This window comes from Winogradskyella immobilis (assembly GCF_021887715.1).
Lineage (GTDB): Bacteria > Bacteroidota > Bacteroidia > Flavobacteriales > Flavobacteriaceae > Winogradskyella > Winogradskyella immobilis.
This window is the reverse complement of sequence record NZ_JAIQXX010000001.1, coordinates 196781-212010: the sequence shown is the minus strand read 5'-3', so window position 1 is coordinate 212010 and position 15230 is coordinate 196781. Positions and strand designations below refer to the sequence as shown.

General features: G+C 31.2%; 15 protein-coding genes. 7 read left to right on the top strand and 8 right to left on the bottom strand.

Annotated features, from left to right (window positions below):
• Positions 1–7 precede the first annotated feature (7 nt).
• The 6 genes from K8Z87_RS00930 to K8Z87_RS00905 all read right to left on the bottom strand — a co-directional run bounded on the left by K8Z87_RS00930 (position 8) and on the right by K8Z87_RS00905 (position 6099).
• The gene (locus K8Z87_RS00930) at positions 8–1288 is read right to left on the bottom strand and encodes a BamA/TamA family outer membrane protein (RefSeq protein ID WP_227475557.1); all 1281 of its coding nucleotides are present in this window, start codon (positions 1286–1288) and stop codon (positions 8–10) included.
• A 45-nt stretch (positions 1289–1333) separates the two neighbouring features.
• Positions 1334–2620, bottom strand: a complete 1287-nt coding sequence (locus K8Z87_RS00925) for a POTRA domain-containing protein (protein WP_227475556.1) — start codon at positions 2618–2620, stop codon at positions 1334–1336.
• A 31-nt stretch (positions 2621–2651) separates the two neighbouring features.
• A complete protein-coding gene (locus K8Z87_RS00920) occupies positions 2652–3392 on the bottom strand; it encodes a hypothetical protein (protein ID WP_227475555.1) in 741 nt (246 codons plus the stop codon).
• Positions 3389–4351 (bottom strand): glycoside hydrolase family 113, encoded by a 963-nt coding sequence (locus K8Z87_RS00915; RefSeq protein WP_227475554.1) that lies wholly within the window; start codon positions 4349–4351, stop codon positions 3389–3391. The genes K8Z87_RS00920 and K8Z87_RS00915 overlap by 4 nt, the downstream gene beginning before the upstream one ends.
• A gap of 84 nt (positions 4352–4435) precedes the next feature.
• Positions 4436–5353, bottom strand: coding sequence for a hypothetical protein (locus tag K8Z87_RS00910; protein WP_227475553.1), 918 nt, complete (start codon positions 5351–5353; stop codon positions 4436–4438).
• Positions 5354–5388: 35 nt separating this feature from the next.
• The gene (locus K8Z87_RS00905) at positions 5389–6099 is read right to left on the bottom strand and encodes a DUF547 domain-containing protein (protein ID WP_227475552.1); all 711 of its coding nucleotides are present in this window, start codon (positions 6097–6099) and stop codon (positions 5389–5391) included.
• A 202-nt stretch (positions 6100–6301) separates the two neighbouring features.
• Between K8Z87_RS00905 and K8Z87_RS00900 the strand changes: the two genes are divergently transcribed.
• From K8Z87_RS00900 to K8Z87_RS00880, 5 genes are read left to right on the top strand one after another with little or no spacing between them, the layout of a single operon-like run.
• Entirely contained in the window at positions 6302–7600 is a 1299-nt protein-coding gene (locus K8Z87_RS00900) for an NAD(P)/FAD-dependent oxidoreductase (protein WP_227475551.1), read from the top strand.
• A gap of 11 nt (positions 7601–7611) precedes the next feature.
• Positions 7612–9204 carry a 4Fe-4S binding protein gene (locus K8Z87_RS00895; protein WP_227475549.1) on the top strand — a complete coding sequence of 531 codons (1593 nt, stop codon included), beginning with the start codon at positions 7612–7614 and terminating at the stop codon, positions 9202–9204.
• 1 nt (position 9205) lies between these two features.
• Positions 9206–9967, top strand: coding sequence for a toxin-antitoxin system YwqK family antitoxin (locus tag K8Z87_RS00890; protein ID WP_227475547.1), 762 nt, complete (start codon positions 9206–9208; stop codon positions 9965–9967).
• On the top strand, positions 9964–10656 hold the full coding sequence (locus K8Z87_RS00885; protein ID WP_227475546.1) for a glycosyltransferase family 2 protein: 693 nt from the start codon (positions 9964–9966) through the stop codon (positions 10654–10656). Before K8Z87_RS00890 ends, K8Z87_RS00885 begins: the two co-directional genes overlap by 4 nt.
• Positions 10653–12143 (top strand): cellulose synthase family protein, encoded by a 1491-nt coding sequence (locus K8Z87_RS00880; protein WP_227475545.1) that lies wholly within the window; start codon positions 10653–10655, stop codon positions 12141–12143. The genes K8Z87_RS00885 and K8Z87_RS00880 overlap by 4 nt, the downstream gene beginning before the upstream one ends.
• A 3-nt stretch (positions 12144–12146) precedes the next feature.
• On the opposite strand, the gene K8Z87_RS00875 is transcribed toward K8Z87_RS00880, so the two are convergent.
• Positions 12147–12575 carry an SRPBCC family protein gene (locus K8Z87_RS00875; RefSeq protein WP_227475544.1) on the bottom strand — a complete coding sequence of 143 codons (429 nt, stop codon included), beginning with the start codon at positions 12573–12575 and terminating at the stop codon, positions 12147–12149.
• An 86-nt stretch (positions 12576–12661) separates the two neighbouring features.
• On the opposite strand from K8Z87_RS00875, the gene K8Z87_RS00870 reads away from it, so the two are divergent.
• Together K8Z87_RS00870 and K8Z87_RS00865 are read left to right on the top strand one after the other, a co-directional pair.
• Positions 12662–14026, top strand: a complete 1365-nt coding sequence (locus K8Z87_RS00870) for a glycosyltransferase family 58 protein (protein WP_227475543.1) — start codon at positions 12662–12664, stop codon at positions 14024–14026.
• 89 nt (positions 14027–14115) lie between these two features.
• Entirely contained in the window at positions 14116–14826 is a 711-nt protein-coding gene (locus tag K8Z87_RS00865; RefSeq protein WP_227475542.1) for a membrane or secreted protein, read from the top strand.
• 45 nt (positions 14827–14871) lie between these two features.
• Here the strand turns inward: K8Z87_RS00865 and K8Z87_RS00860 are convergent, their stop codons facing one another.
• Positions 14872–15168 (bottom strand): hypothetical protein, encoded by a 297-nt coding sequence (locus K8Z87_RS00860; RefSeq protein WP_227475541.1) that lies wholly within the window; start codon positions 15166–15168, stop codon positions 14872–14874.
• Positions 15169–15230: the final 62 nt, after the last annotated feature.

Below are 15230 nucleotides of genomic sequence, written 5' to 3'. Positions count from 1 at the left end.
GTATTAATTAAAAATACTGTCCAATACCAAAGACAAATCCATTTGTAGAGTCTCGTGTTACACCATAACCATAATCGATTCTAAACGTAGCATTAAATATTTTTTTATGAATAAAACGCAAACCTACTCCTGGATAGATACGTATGTTCTGAGAATCACCAAAATCACCAAAATCACCGCCAGGATTTCGCCAACTGCCTCCATCTACAAACACATTGCTCTGCATAACAAACCAGTCGTTATCTGCTAAAGTATGTCGATATTCTGTATTTAAAAGAATAACACCTGTACCTCTATCAATAGTATTACCGACTCCTCTTACATTAAGATTGTTATCCACAGAAAATGGCGCAAAAGGAGAGTTAGGGTTGGAGGCTAAACCTATTCGTAAACGATTTGCCCAATTTCCCTTTTCCCCTATTCTTTGAAAATATAAAAAATCATTCCAAAAAATAAAGAAATCTGGAAGTACACTACCATTTTCTTGCCCACTAGTTACAGTTACATACTGCGTATTAAGTGTACTCTTATAGCCTTCTACATATTGGTAATAATAATCAAGGTTATTATACTCATAAACTAGTTTAAGAAGCATTTTATCTAAGGCAAAATCTAAAGGTATTGAGGCTTCAGTTGCTCCCGATATAAATTTATAATCCTCGTTAAAGAAAGTAACTCCTGCTTCAATACGATGATGAAAATTAAAGGTATACAATCCTAAAACTTCAAAAGACGTATTATTGTATTTATAATCTGCACTACCACTATCTAAAAAAACAGGTTCTTGAGTTGTCAGGTCTTGATAGTTTAAAGCCAATCCTATTTTATTACTAAACAAAAAAGGAGCTCTAAAATTAATGCCGAATGAATCAAAAATATCGTGTTGAAAAAACCCTCCAAATGTAATATTACGGCCTAAAGTATTAAACTCATACAATCCTGCTCTAAAAGCAAATTCATCATCATTAGTCGTATAAACATTTAATTGCGGGTTTAATGTAAAATTCTCTTCAATATCAAAGAAAACATTGTATTTGTTTTCATGAGAGTAGTATACTAAGTAATATGCATGAGAAACTGCAGGTAAACGTTTTAAACGAATTATATCTTGCTCTAAACTTGCAGAGTCTAATTTTGCTCCAATTTTAGTTTCGCTTAATAATCTAATAAAAGACGTTTTAAGTCTTTTGTTTCCTCTAATCGTAAAATCTGCAACTGTAGCTTCTTCTTGTGTATAACCGAAGAAACATGTTATACATAATAAAAATAAAAGAAGCTTTTTTAACATTTATACACAATCATTCATATCCGTGCTGTAAATGTAAGATTTTTATTAGAAAAACTGACCTATTCCAAAAACTAGTCCATTAGTAGAGTCATTGCCTATTCCAAAGCCATAGTCTAAACGAATTACTGCATTAAAAATACGTTTATGAATAAATCGAATTCCTACTCCCGGAAAGAAACGTATTGCATCTCCATCAAACAATTGACTAAAATCATTACCAGGTGTACGCCAGGTACCTGTATCTATAAATGTATTACTCTGTATAACAAACCAATCTTTTTCGTAAAGCGTATGTCTATACTCTGTATTTATTACAATTGAAGCTGTACCACGATCGACCTTATTACCAACACCTCTAATATTAACTTGGTTATCTAACGAGAAAGGTGCAAAAGGAGAATCATCATTTGAGGTAAATGACAAACGCAATCTATTAGCCCAGTTTCCTCGTTTACCTACACGTTTAAAATATTCTAAATCGTTTGTTAATACTATGGCATCTTCTAAAAAACCTTCGCCTCCAGAATTGAAAACATACTGAATATTACTTTGGTTTCTATACCCTGATGTGTATTGATAAAAAATATCTAAGTCATTATACTCATACTCACCTGTTATACTAAAATTAGTTGCTTCTAATTGATTTGGTAATTCTGGAATATCAATTTGATCTTCTTGTAAATCGTAGGATTGATCACCTATTAAAAATCCTAATTCAGCTCTGTTATGAAAATTAAACTCGTAGCTTAAAAAGGCTTGAAATGTTTTATTTTGAAATCTATAGTCATTTCCATTATCTAAATCATCATTAATAAAGATCGGTTCAAATGTTATATTATCTTGATAATTTATACCAAATCCAAACTTATTAGAAAACAAAAAAGGTGCTTCCCAAAATAGTCCAAAAGAATCAAAGACATCTCTAGCATAAAACCCACCTATAATTTGATTTCTTCCAAAGAGGTTAAACTCAAATACGGATAGCCTAAACGCTACATCGTCATCATTATTAGCGGTAGATAATCTAACTCCTGGTATAATAGTGAAATTTTCTACTATTGTATATGTTAATGTATATTCTGAAGGCGCGTTTTCTTCTAACTTAGAAGTAGCATTAGCAATGCCTGCAATTCGATTTAAACGATCTACATCAGTTGCTATTTTTATAGAATCATACGTGCTTCCTTCTTTAACTTTAATTAATCGACGTAAAAATGATTCTTTTGTTTTTTTTAACCCTTCAATATTTATTTTTGATATGGTTTTCTCTTGGGCATAGCCATTAAAACCTATTGCTAGTATTAAAATTAGTATTGATATTGTCTTCTTCATATTTTTTATTTTTTTATAATTGAATTTTATCTTATTCAACTATAAAGCTTTCGTTTAGAGTTAACACATTAACCCAATTATCTTCGCTAACGTCCATTAATGTAAAATTATAAGCTTCATTTACCATAAAATCTGGTGGAATTCCTTCTGTAACATTAAGCACAACGTTAGACGTATTATAATATTGAAAATTACTTTCAAATGTATATGTTGCTGATAAAACTGTATCATTTATATCTGAAACAATTTGAAAGTATATTGCATTATCACCTACAAGGTCATTTTCCCAAGAAAAAAGAGGCATTGTAGATGTATTTTGATTTATTGTAATTGTTTGATTAAAAACAGATGCTTTAGAAAATTGTTTGCTTCTTATAGGATTAGAAATTTTAATGTCTTCGCCTAAATTATAGGTGACAATAAGCCATTTTTCGGTATCTATAACTCTAGAATATTGCCTTAAAAATCCATTAAAAAATGAAGTATCAATAATATCAACTAATGTATAATTTGAAAAATCATTTGGGTTTACATCTACTGATACAGTTTCATACAATTTAAAATTAGTAGCATTGTTTTCTGGGTAGAAATAAACATTAACTTGACTTACTGTATTTACATCACTTGCAGCACAGGCTATAACTGCACCGACTTCAAAAGCACTGCCTTCTATAACTTCGGACAAAATATTACTCTCTATAGGTTCTGGCGTATCATCAGATCCACAAGACACCAATAAAAATAATATACTCAATGCTTTTACTAATTTCATTTAGAATATTGTTTATAGTATTGTTTTATAACAGCTTCTACAGGTTTATTCTGAGGTGTAAATTGAGAATTACTCTCACCTCCACTTGTTGAATAATTGTAAAACCATTTCCATATAAATCCGCCTGCAAACCAATCCTCATCCCAAAACGTTTCATAAAGTGCTTTTGTGGTGTTAACTTGAGCCTGCATATTAACCTGATTTAATTCTCTATCTGATCTCCAAGGCTCTTTTCCTGAAAAATCTACACTTCTATAACCATATTCTGTAAATAAAATAGGCTTATTATATTTTAAAGCATATTCTTTTATTACGGCTTTATGGGTTTTCCATCCTTCAATACAAGCTTCTATTGTAGGTGTTTGCTCTTCACTAACTGGAAAATAAGCATCAATACCAATATAATCGAGTTCGCTCCAAAATGGTGTTCGCTTAAACTCGTCCCAATTAGCAGCATAAGTTAGTTGCCCTTTATAGATCGTTTTAATTTTTTTAATTAACGATGTCCAATATGCTGGACGCATTTTCACAAAATTTTCTAACTCTGTACCTATACAAAATAATGGGGCATTGATCTCTTGTGCTAATTCAGCATACTCTAAAATAAATGCTGTATAAGAAGTTTCAAACTTAGACCAATCGTCTTCAGTAGTCATATTTATAAAACCGGTATACTGACCACGAGCAATCCATAATTGCGGTTTAATCATTATCTTAAGGTTCTGTTCTCGTAATGCTAAAGCATATTGTTTTGCTCCAGCTCTTCGCTCACCAACCCATTGACGTCGTCCATTAAATGCTATTTCTGGGGTACTTATAGTGCTTACAAACCCAAAAGGCATAACCGTTGCATAATTGGCACCTAATGTCGTAACTACAGGTTTAGTATGCGTACTATCAATTTTTACTCTTGAAGACACAAAGCTAACCCCGTTAATCTTAGAATTCTGCCCCGACATTATTTCAATCAGGAGCAGAATACTAAAAAACATTGCGTTTTTTAAAACGCTTTTATATGTTTCTAAACTTATATTCAATTAAAACTATTTTGAAGTAACATATCTAAGTCCTATATTATAAGACTCACCTAATCCTGTATCATTACCTCTTGCAAAATAAGATCCTAATACTTCAATGTTAAGTTGTTTTGTTATTTGATATTTTGCGCCTAAACCAACAGCTGTTAGATCTTGCTCAAAATCATTTCCTAAATCTATAAGTTGAAAATGTTGAACAAATCCTTGAACTGTAAATTTTGATGTTGGAAAATAACTTAGAAAAACTCCTGGAGTTAAACGTAAGCTTTCATTAGCAAAACTACCTTCAGATCTACCATCTGATCCAAAAGAAAGCTCATCACCAAAATTATATTCTGTATTTAAATCAAAAAACAATTGCCATTCATTACTACTTCCTAATGGTAAATCGTAAAAGAATCTATTTTGAATTGTAAATCCATCTTGGTCAAAGAAAACTCCATCATCAAATTCACTCTCTATAATTGGAATAACTATAGACGATTGAATTGAAAAATTACTTACACTTTTAAATGGCACAAATTTAATACTAGGCGCTATACTTGTAAGACCACTTCTTGCTGTACCTGATTCACCATCAAATTGAAAAACATCAAAAGCTCCTCTTCCGCCTATTGTATTAGATCTAAATTCAAATAAAAGACCTAAGTTAACTCTTTTATTCTCTGAAGCGCCAATAAACACATCTAATGTTGATGTAAAAAAGTTTTCTCTTGGCGCTGTAGATACATCTCCGCTTCCATCTGCAATTCTAGTTTGAGTAAACAAATTATTAAACCACTTAGCATCTATTTGCCCTTTTGCTATTAATTTAGATGGTGTTAGGTTTTGGATTACAGATCCTGAATCATCTTGATCATCATCTTGAGAAAATCCTGTAAAAGAAATGGCTAATGCTATAATTCCTATAATTAACTTTTTCATTATTTTTTGGTTGTTTTAGTTTTTATTCGTTTTTGTTATTGTTTGTTTAAACTCCAGTTATAAGTAAAGTAGCTTAACTTATAATCACTTGGGATTTTTTCTGTTCTATATTTATTGATAAAATCAAATTCTTTAGTACCATTCATAGTAAAATCTCCTTTATACCATTTTAATATTTCAGAGCCTTCAACACGTTTTTTCTTTGTATTTACTTTTAAAAATGTACCATTTAATGCAATCTTAGTCTGTTTCTCTAATTGTGCTTCTAATGTATTTGGTAAATAAGCTTTACTGATTAACGGTGGACAACCTACAGCACCACAAACCAAAACAAAATGGAATCGTGCATCATTAAATTTTGCTCTAAGTAGTTTATTTTCTATATCATTTAGAGTGATTTGTTTTCCTCCTAAACTGTATGTCGTTTTATCAAAAAAACCAGCGTTGTCTAATGGAGATTTTGTTGGATAATTATCTACAATACCTTTTATTACAGAAAGGTTATAAGCGTTAATCCAAAAGGCTTGATAATTATTTGCATCACTTTCTGACACAGAAATACCTTTTGCCAGTTCTAAAAGTGAATTTAAGTCTCCTTGATTTTTATGAATTGTTGAATATGCAACTCTTCCATTTTTAACGTTAGCTTTAAAAAAAGCATCAGACTTGCTGAAGAATGAGTTTAAATCTTGTGCCTGTATGGTTACAGAAATTAATACTGTTACTATTAATATATATTTTTTCATAATTTTTAAAATGTTAAATCTTTGTAATGGCAATTAGGTCGAGCTCAAAACCATCTACTTACATAAAATGCAAAAGATTTTTAACGTCTCTGCTTTTATAAATTCATTACAACTCCTCTTTAATTTAAATTCTTTCTAAATTAAATATTCTATTTAAGTTATTACCTTTATCGGCGACATATCAACTAAATACTTAAAATATATGGAGCATATCGTTATTATCGGTAATGGAATTTCTGGGGTAACTGTTGCAAGGCACGTCCGAAAACTATCTGATAAAAAAATTACTATTGTTTCTGCTGAAACCGATTATTTCTTTTCACGTACAGCACTTATGTATGTATATATGGGGCACATGAAATTTGAACACACTCAACCTTATGAAGATTGGTTTTGGAAAAAAAACAGAATAGAGCTCAAAAAAGGATATGTAAAAAACATAGAAACAAAATCTAAAACACTTCATTTTGCTGAAGGTGACACTTTACAATACGATAAGTTAGTTATCGCTACAGGCAGTAAACCAAACAAATTTGGTTGGCCAGGGCAAGATTTAGACGGAGTTATGGGCATGTACCACAAACAAGATCTAGAAAATCTTGAGCGTCATGCACCTAATAATAAAGTTTGTAAACATGCTGTTATTGTTGGTGGTGGTTTAATTGGTATTGAATTAGCAGAAATGCTAAACTCTAGAAACATACCTGTAACTTTTTTAGTAAGAGAAAATAGTTTTTGGAATGGTGTTTTACCAGAAGGTGAAAGCGCTATGATAAATAGACATATAAAGAATCATCATATAGATTTAAGACTCTCTACAAATCTAAAAGAAATAAAATCTGATGAAAATGGTAAAGTAAAATCTATAATCATAGAAGAAACAGGCGAAGAAATTCCTTGTAACGTTGTAGGTTTAACTGCTGGTGTTTCACCTAATATCGCTTTTATTAAAGATTCAGAAATAGAAACAGGTAGAGGCGTAAAAGTTAATCGCCTTTTAGAAACTAATATAAAAGACATTTATGCCATTGGTGATTGTGCAGAACAGCATGAAGCTATAGGAGATAGAAGGCCTATTGAAGCTGTTTGGTATACAGGTCGTATGATGGGAGAAACTTTAGCACACACGTTATGTGGAAATCCTAAAGAATACAAACCTGGTCACTGGTTTAATTCTGCTAAGTTCCTAGATATAGAATACCAAACGTATGGTTGGGTTTTTTCTAAACCTAGAGAAAATGAAACTCATTTTCATTGGAAACATAGTGATGATACTAAGTGTATTACAATTAACTATAATCAAACAACAAATGCTTTTATAGGCATAAATACTTTTGGCATTAGAATGCGACATGAAACTTTTGATCGATGGATAACAGAACAAAGAGATGTTGATTATGTAGTTCATAATCTAGCAGAAGCAAACTTCGATCCTGAATTTTACAAAACTTTTGAAAAAGAAATTCAATCCGCATTTAAAAATCAATTACAAACAGCATAACATTATATATAATGAGTAATAAGTTAAATCATAGCATGTCTTTGGCAAAACCAGATCCACAAGACATATCAAATACACAAAAGATAGCTTTAGCCTTAGGAATTGTAGGTCTATTTATCCTAGTATTAGCATTAGCTAATGTTAATCTTCCTAACCAAGCTTTATTTTTAACTGCATCTTTAGGTTTAATTACTATAGGAACCGTAATCTATTCTAGAGACATGTATCTTGCCAAATTAGAAGGTATTAAAAATGATGGGCTTTGGTTTAAATCTATTTCTTCTCGTGGTGTATGGGGTTGGGTTTCTGGCATTTTATTAACCGCATTTTATATTGTATTATATTTTAAAGCAGAATTACTAGGTTTAGGCCAAGGTGTAGATGGAGCAAATACGGGTCTCGTCTCTTTATTTGATCCTTTGAGTCAGCTTTTAGCAGGTAGAGATGCAAGTCAATGGTTTGTATATGGAGTACTATATACTTTAGCCATTTTTGCCTTTGGTTATAAATTTATGCTTAAATATAAGCATAATAGATACCAGCAATTACGTACGGCTTCTGTGATGTTTTTTCAATTAGGTTTTGCTTTTTTAATTCCAGAATTTATGTATCGCCTAAATTCAGATTTACCGTATAACAATTTAGCAAACATGTGGCCGCTTAATTATTATAATTTTGATCAATATAGAATTGATGGATTTATAAATAATGGGTCAATAGGTATGGCATTCTTAATTTTTGGAATCGTTTCAATCTTTGTCATCTCTCCATTTTTAACATACAAATACGGAAAACGTTGGTATTGTTCTTGGGTTTGTGGTTGTGGTGGTTTAGCCGAAACTGCTGGAGACTCATTCAGACAACTATCTTCTAAGAAAATGTCTGCTTGGAAATTAGAACGTTGGTTAATACATACTGTTTTAGTATTCTCTGTAGTAATGACAATTGCTTTAGTTTATACATATTTAGGATATGACCCAAATAAATATTGGTTGACTAAAGGTATGTTTTTATTACTTTCAGGTATATTTTTAACTGCTGTCTTTGCCGTAGTAATGATTTTTAAACGACAAGAATTAGGTAAAGATGCACGCTATGGTGCTATTGGTTATTTTGTTGTAATGGCATTATTAGTAGCATTACATCTTACAGGGACAACCAATGAAGTATTTTTTATTAACAACGGTGCTCTAAGATCTACTTACGGAGTCTATATAGGCTCAATATTTTCTGGTGTTATTGGTACAGGTTTCTACCCAATTTTAGGAAATAGAACTTGGTGTAGAATGGGTTGTCCTATGGCTGCTATTCTAGGATTCCAGCAACGTATGTTTTCTAAGTTTAGAATAACCACTAATGGAGGGCAATGTATCTCATGCGGTAATTGTTCTAATACCTGTGAAATGGGTATCGATGTACGTGCTTATGCACAAAAAGGTGAAAATATTATACGTTCTAGTTGTGTAGGCTGTGGCATTTGTGCAGCAGTTTGCCCAAGAGGTGTTTTAAAATTAGAAAACGGACCTTTAGAAGGGCGTATAAACCCTACTGATGTATTGTTAGGTAACGATGTAGATCTAATAGATTTAGTAAATCAAAAATAGAATGCGCTTTTTAACCATCTTATTTTTATGTTTTAGTTTTTCTGCATTTGGGCAGAAAACATACCATAGGACATATTACGATGATGGTAAAGTAAAATCCGAAGGTTGGTTAGAGAATAATCAAAAAATTGACTATTGGATTTTCTATCATAACAATGGCGAAAAACAAAAAAAAGGGCATTTCATAAAGGATAAAAAAGAAGCCTATTGGGAGTTTTATAATACCAGTGGTGCTGTTATAGAAAAAGGAAATTTTAAAGCTGATCAAAAAGCAGAACATTGGGTATCCTTTTATGATAATGGTAAAGTAAAATCTAAAGGCAATTATAATGCTAATAAAAAAACTGGCTTTTGGAAATTCTTCTATAAAAATAGTGTTGTAGAAAAACAAGGGAATTTTAAAGCAGGTCTAGAAAATAGGTACTGGGAATTTTATTACGATAACGGAAAACTATATAAGTCTGGATTATTTTCTAAAGGAAAAGAAACAGATTATTGGAAATTGTTTAACAGTAACGGCACTAAACAGAGCGAAGGCCGATTTGTTAATGGTGTTAAGGATAATTGGTGGTTGTTTTATGACAATATGAATATTGTTAACCACAAATGCCAAATAAAAGGGGATCAAAAAAACGGATATTGTTTACGTTACGAAAACAAAAAATTAGTAAAAGCAGAAAAATACCAAAATGGCAAAAAAATAAAAGAGTGGACAGATTACGCAACATTTAAAAAAGAAAATAAATTCTCAGACCTTAAATGACCAAAATAAAAGTAATCATCCCTGCTTATAATGAGGCCGATTCTATAACACATGTCATCAATGATATTCCAAAAATTGTTGAAGAAGTTATTGTAGTTAATAATAACTCTAATGATAATACCGAAATTAACGCAAAAAATGCTGGCGCAACAGTTTTAACTGAAACAAATCGCGGCTATGGTTTTGCGTGTTTAAAAGGCATGACATACGTTGCTGAACAAAAAGAACTGCCAGATATTATTGTGTTTTTAGATGGCGATTATAGCGATTACCCAGAGGAGTTAACCAAAATAGTAAAACCTATTATTGAAGACGATATTAATTTTGTTATCGGAGCTAGAGATAAAAAATTAAGAGAAAATGGCTCTATGACTGGACCACAAGTCTTTGGGAACTGGTTAGCCACTACATTAATGAAGATAATGTTTAGATCTACATTTACAGATTTAGGGCCGTTTAGAGCTATTAAATACAATTCCCTTTTAGATCTAAAAATGGAAGACAAAACTTATGGTTGGACTGTAGAAATGCAACTCAAAGCATTGAAGCAAAAATTAAGTTATGTTGAAGTGCCTGTAAATTACAGAAATAGAATTGGTGTCTCAAAAGTTTCAGGAACCGTAAAAGGTGCTATCTTTGCAGGCGTAAAAATTCTAACATGGATTTTTAAATATAGTTTTAAGAAATGATTTTTGAGTCAATTATAATTATTGTTTACACTGTAGCCATCATACTTATTTTTATGTATGCATTAGCACAGTTAAACCTGTTAGTCAACTACTTGTCTTCTAAAAAGAAATCCGAAAATTGTAAAACTTTTGATCTATCTAACCCTGAAGAAATTCCATACGTTACCATACAATTACCTGTCTATAATGAAATGTATGTTATGGAACGTCTTTTAGAGAATATAGCACGTATTGATTATCCTAAAAATAAATTAGAAATTCAAGTCTTAGACGATTCTACAGATGAAACTGTAAATTCTACGCGTGAGCATGTTAAAAAACTTGCTGCAACAGGATTAGATATTACACATATTACTCGCACAGATCGTACAGGTTTTAAAGCTGGTGCCTTAAAAGAAGGCTTAGAAATTGCAAAAGGAGAATTCATTGCTATTTTTGATGCAGATTTTTTACCGCAACCCAATTGGTTAAAACGCACTATCCCATTTTTTAAAAATGAAAAAATTGGTGTTGTACAAACACGTTGGGGCCATATTAATAGAAATTATTCGCTTTTAACTAAAATACAAGCTTTTGCTTTAGATGCGCATTTCACTTTAGAACAAGTAGGGAGAAACTGTAAAGGCCATTTTATAAACTTTAATGGAACTGCTGGTGTTTGGAGAAAAGAATGCATAATAGATGCAGGTAATTGGGAAGGTGATACGCTTACCGAAGATTTAGACTTAAGTTACAGAGCACAACTAAAAAACTGGGAATTTAAATATCTAGAAGATGTTGAAACTCCTGCTGAACTTCCTGTAGTGATTAGTGCAGCAAGATCTCAACAATTCCGTTGGAATAAAGGAGGTGCAGAAAATTTTAGAAAAATGCTTTGGAAAGTTATAAAATCTAAAAACATTTCTGCAAAAACTAAAATTCACGGTCTACTGCATTTACTAAATAGTACTATGTTTTTAAGCATATTTACTGTAGCTATTCTAAGCATTCCAATGTTGTATATTAAAAATGAATACGCACACCTTAGAATGTACTTTTACTTTATGAGTTTCTTTGTTGTAAGTACTATTATATTCTTTGTATGCTATTGGTTTATGTATCGCCAAATCTATGGTAGTGGTTTTAAAAAATTCTTCAACTACATTGGCATGTTTTTTACTTTTTTCTCTATAGCTATGGGCTTTTCTCTACATAATTCTATAGCAGTTATTGAAGGACATATTGGTAAACGTAGTGAGTTTGTACGTACACCAAAATTTAATATTAGTACTTTAAAAGATTCTTGGAAAGGCAATAAATACTTACGTAAAAAACTATCACTTAACGTTATTGTTGAAGGTATTTTAATGGTTTATTTTGCATTTGGTTTGTATAGCGCATTTATTGTTGGTGATCAAGGTGGTGACTTTGGGTTATTCCCTTTTCACCTTATGTTATTTATAGGCTTTGGTTATGTGTTCTTTAAATCTTTAGCCTCTAAAGTTTAGATCTTATTCACGATTTTCAAACGAAATAACAGTTCCTTTTTCTAAATAATTTTTTAACTCTTGAAGTAATATTGCCCAGCAATAAGATGATTGCTTAAATTCAGCATTACATGTTTGCCAATCCTTATGCCAAAATTCTATAGTAATAGTATTGTTTTCTGCCTTTAAATCAAACCCAAACGTGGTTGTGTTCCAATCTTTGTCAGATGCTTTCATCTTATAATAAATATGATTGTTGGTTTCACAACTTATTACTTCAGCAAACCAATTATAAGTATCTGTAAAATTAAAGTTATAGATTTCTCCTTTTTCAGGAATTCCTTTACAATACAAAGGCCACCAGTTTATTAAATGCTTAGGTTGTGAAATTGCGTTATAAACGTCAGTTATTTTAGCCTTTACGACTAAGTTATGGTAAATAGAAAAACTCATTTACAAGGATTAATATCCATTAAATTTATTGAATCTTTTTCTGTTTTCTACAATTCATCAACTTTAAATAATAGTACCTTTGATTTATGTCTTCAGAATCTACGTTTTTGAAATACCATAAAATGCCATTACTTTTTATGGCATTAAGCAGTGTATTGTATCTGTCTTTTGCATATGACCTTGTCCGAACGGATATTACTAAATTAATACTTCTCTATATCGCATTATTTGCATTTGCATTTCAATTAAAAAAAATAGCTGGTTTTAATTTTAGCATATTAGCATTATCCGCAATACTCTTTAGATTCCTTTTTATTAATGCTATACCTAATCTGTCTCAAGATTTTTATCGCTTTATATGGGATGGTCGTATGATTTTTGAAGGTTTTAATCCTTATCTCTATACACCCGATTCTTTTATTAATAACGGGCAATTCCCAGTACATGAAGCTCAAGAACTTTATAATGGTATGGGCAGCTTAAGTTCTGGTCATTTTACCAATTATCCGCCATTAAATCAATTGTGCTTTTTCATTGCCGCTTTATTTGGTGGCAAAAGTATTATGAGTGCAGCTATTGTAATGCGACTTATTATTATTTCAGCAGATATAGGTACATTATATTTTGGAAAAAAACTTTTAGAACGTCTACGTTTACCATCTAGCAGAATTTGGTGGTACATTTTAAATCCTTTTATAATTATAGAGCTTACTGGTAATCTTCATTTTGAAGGTGTTATGGTTTTCTTTTTAGTATGGAGTCTCTATCTGTTACATAAAGGTTATTTTAAATGGGCAGCTGTTGTTTTAGCGTGTTCAATATCTGTAAAACTTATACCACTGATGTTTTTACCTGTATTCTTTTGGTGGTTTTTGTCTAAGAGTAATACCGTTAAAGGTGGACTTTTAAATTTAATTATTTTTTATAGCATAGTTGGTGCCACCATATTAGCATTATTCCTTCCATTCTTCTCTATGGAATTTATAAATAACTACTCTAAAACTGTTGGACTTTGGTTTGGTAATTTTGAATTTAATGCCAGTATCTATTATTTAGCGCGGGAAATAGGCTATGCAATTACCGGTTATAATGAAATTGCTATTATAGGTAAAATCCTTCCTGTTATTAGCTTAATATGTATTCTTAGCTTTTCATTTTTCAGAAAAAACAAAGAACTTACTACACTGACTTCATCACTAGTTTTAGCTTTTGGCATCTATTTGTTTTTAAGCACAACTGTGCATCCATGGTATATTGCCACGTTATTAGTTTTGAGTCTTTTTACTAACTACCGTTTTCCACTAATATGGAGTGTTGTGATTATCTTAAGTTATTTGGCCTATTCTAATTCTAGCAATTCTGAAAACTTATGGATTATTGCTCTAGAATATATCATTGTTTTTAGTGCTTTTATATGGGAAGTCTTTCTAAAAAAGAAGATTAAAATATAAACCCCGTTTTTGGTTCTCTAAACTAAAATCATAGTAATTCAGTATATTAGTGTGTGATTAATATATCTCTTAAACCAAATTATAACGCTATGAAAAATGTCATTTTTTTACTCATCTTTATTCTTTCTTGTTTAACTATTAACGCACAAAGTGTTATTGGTGGCTGGGAACGCTATCATACTTCTGAAACGGGCGAACCTTTAAAAAGCGTTGTTATTTTTTCTGAAGGTTATCAGGTACTCACCACCTATAATGCTAAAACAGGAAAATTTATACATAGTAATGGAGGCACATGGAAATTAGAAGGAGACATGATGACTGAGAAAGTAGAATTCCATACAGATAATGCTGAGCGTGTTGGTACAGAAGTACGTTTTAAAGTTATTATTACTGATAATACTATTGAAGTTGTTGGTAGTGATTTAAAGCTAACCAGAATAGATAATGGTACTCCTGGAGAACTACAAGGTGCTTGGTTAATCTCTGGACGAAAGCGTAATGGAGAAATACAAGAGATGGATACTAATCGTCCAAGAAAAACTATGAAAATCTTATCTGGAACTCGATTTCAATGGATTGCCTATAATACCGAAACCAAACAATTTATGGGAACAGGAGGCGGAACTTACACAACAGTGAATGGAGATTATACAGAACATATAGAATTCTTTTCTAGAGACGAGTCTAGAGTTGGTGCAAGCCTAGCTTTTAATTTTGAATTAGTAGATGGACATTGGCATCATAAAGGATTATCTAGTAAAGGTCAACCCATTCATGAAATTTGGAGTATTAGAAAATAGAACCTAATAACATACTTACACAAGATTCATAGAATCAATACCTTTTTAATCCTCAAGCGCTTCAGGTGCTTGTTCTGATTCTGTAACATCAATTCCGAAATCTTCATGATTATCTTCATCATAATTAGACATTGTCGCAGCTAATTTAGAGCTTATTTTTACTAAATACTTTGTGTCTTCGGTAACGACTTCTACGGCTTCAATTAATTCGTTTTTGGCATTTTTAAATGATATGATATTGTTATCATCATAACCATCTGGGTATTTAGCTACAAGTAAAGCTAAAATCTCTGGAGTCAGTTTTTTAAAATCTACTATAACGCGTTTAAGAGCATCTTTCATATCTTAAATTATGTTAGTTAATTGTATGACTAAGATACAAATGAAAATAAATTTCTAAAAAA

What these genes read in the sequence shown, in the direction of transcription:
- K8Z87_RS00930 (WP_227475557.1), bottom strand. Translation starts at nt 1,288, where the DNA reads ATGTTAAAAAAGCTTCTTTTATTTTTATTATGTATAACATGTTTCTTC.
- K8Z87_RS00925 (WP_227475556.1), bottom strand. Translation starts at nt 2,620, where the DNA reads ATGAAGAAGACAATATCAATACTAATTTTAATACTAGCAATAGGTTTT.
- K8Z87_RS00920 (WP_227475555.1), bottom strand. Translation starts at nt 3,392, where the DNA reads ATGAAATTAGTAAAAGCATTGAGTATATTATTTTTATTGGTGTCTTGT.
- K8Z87_RS00915 (WP_227475554.1), bottom strand. Translation starts at nt 4,351, where the DNA reads ATGTCGGGGCAGAATTCTAAGATTAACGGGGTTAGCTTTGTGTCTTCA.
- K8Z87_RS00910 (WP_227475553.1), bottom strand. Translation starts at nt 5,353, where the DNA reads ATGAAAAAGTTAATTATAGGAATTATAGCATTAGCCATTTCTTTTACA.
- K8Z87_RS00905 (WP_227475552.1), bottom strand. Translation starts at nt 6,099, where the DNA reads ATGAAAAAATATATATTAATAGTAACAGTATTAATTTCTGTAACCATA.
- K8Z87_RS00900 (WP_227475551.1), top strand. Translation starts at nt 6,302, where the DNA reads ATGGAGCATATCGTTATTATCGGTAATGGAATTTCTGGGGTAACTGTT.
- K8Z87_RS00895 (WP_227475549.1), top strand. Translation starts at nt 7,612, where the DNA reads ATGAGTAATAAGTTAAATCATAGCATGTCTTTGGCAAAACCAGATCCA.
- K8Z87_RS00890 (WP_227475547.1), top strand. Translation starts at nt 9,206, where the DNA reads ATGCGCTTTTTAACCATCTTATTTTTATGTTTTAGTTTTTCTGCATTT.
- K8Z87_RS00885 (WP_227475546.1), top strand. Translation starts at nt 9,964, where the DNA reads ATGACCAAAATAAAAGTAATCATCCCTGCTTATAATGAGGCCGATTCT.
- K8Z87_RS00880 (WP_227475545.1), top strand. Translation starts at nt 10,653, where the DNA reads ATGATTTTTGAGTCAATTATAATTATTGTTTACACTGTAGCCATCATA.
- K8Z87_RS00875 (WP_227475544.1), bottom strand. Translation starts at nt 12,575, where the DNA reads ATGAGTTTTTCTATTTACCATAACTTAGTCGTAAAGGCTAAAATAACT.
- K8Z87_RS00870 (WP_227475543.1), top strand. Translation starts at nt 12,662, where the DNA reads ATGTCTTCAGAATCTACGTTTTTGAAATACCATAAAATGCCATTACTT.
- K8Z87_RS00865 (WP_227475542.1), top strand. Translation starts at nt 14,116, where the DNA reads ATGAAAAATGTCATTTTTTTACTCATCTTTATTCTTTCTTGTTTAACT.
- K8Z87_RS00860 (WP_227475541.1), bottom strand. Translation starts at nt 15,168, where the DNA reads ATGAAAGATGCTCTTAAACGCGTTATAGTAGATTTTAAAAAACTGACT.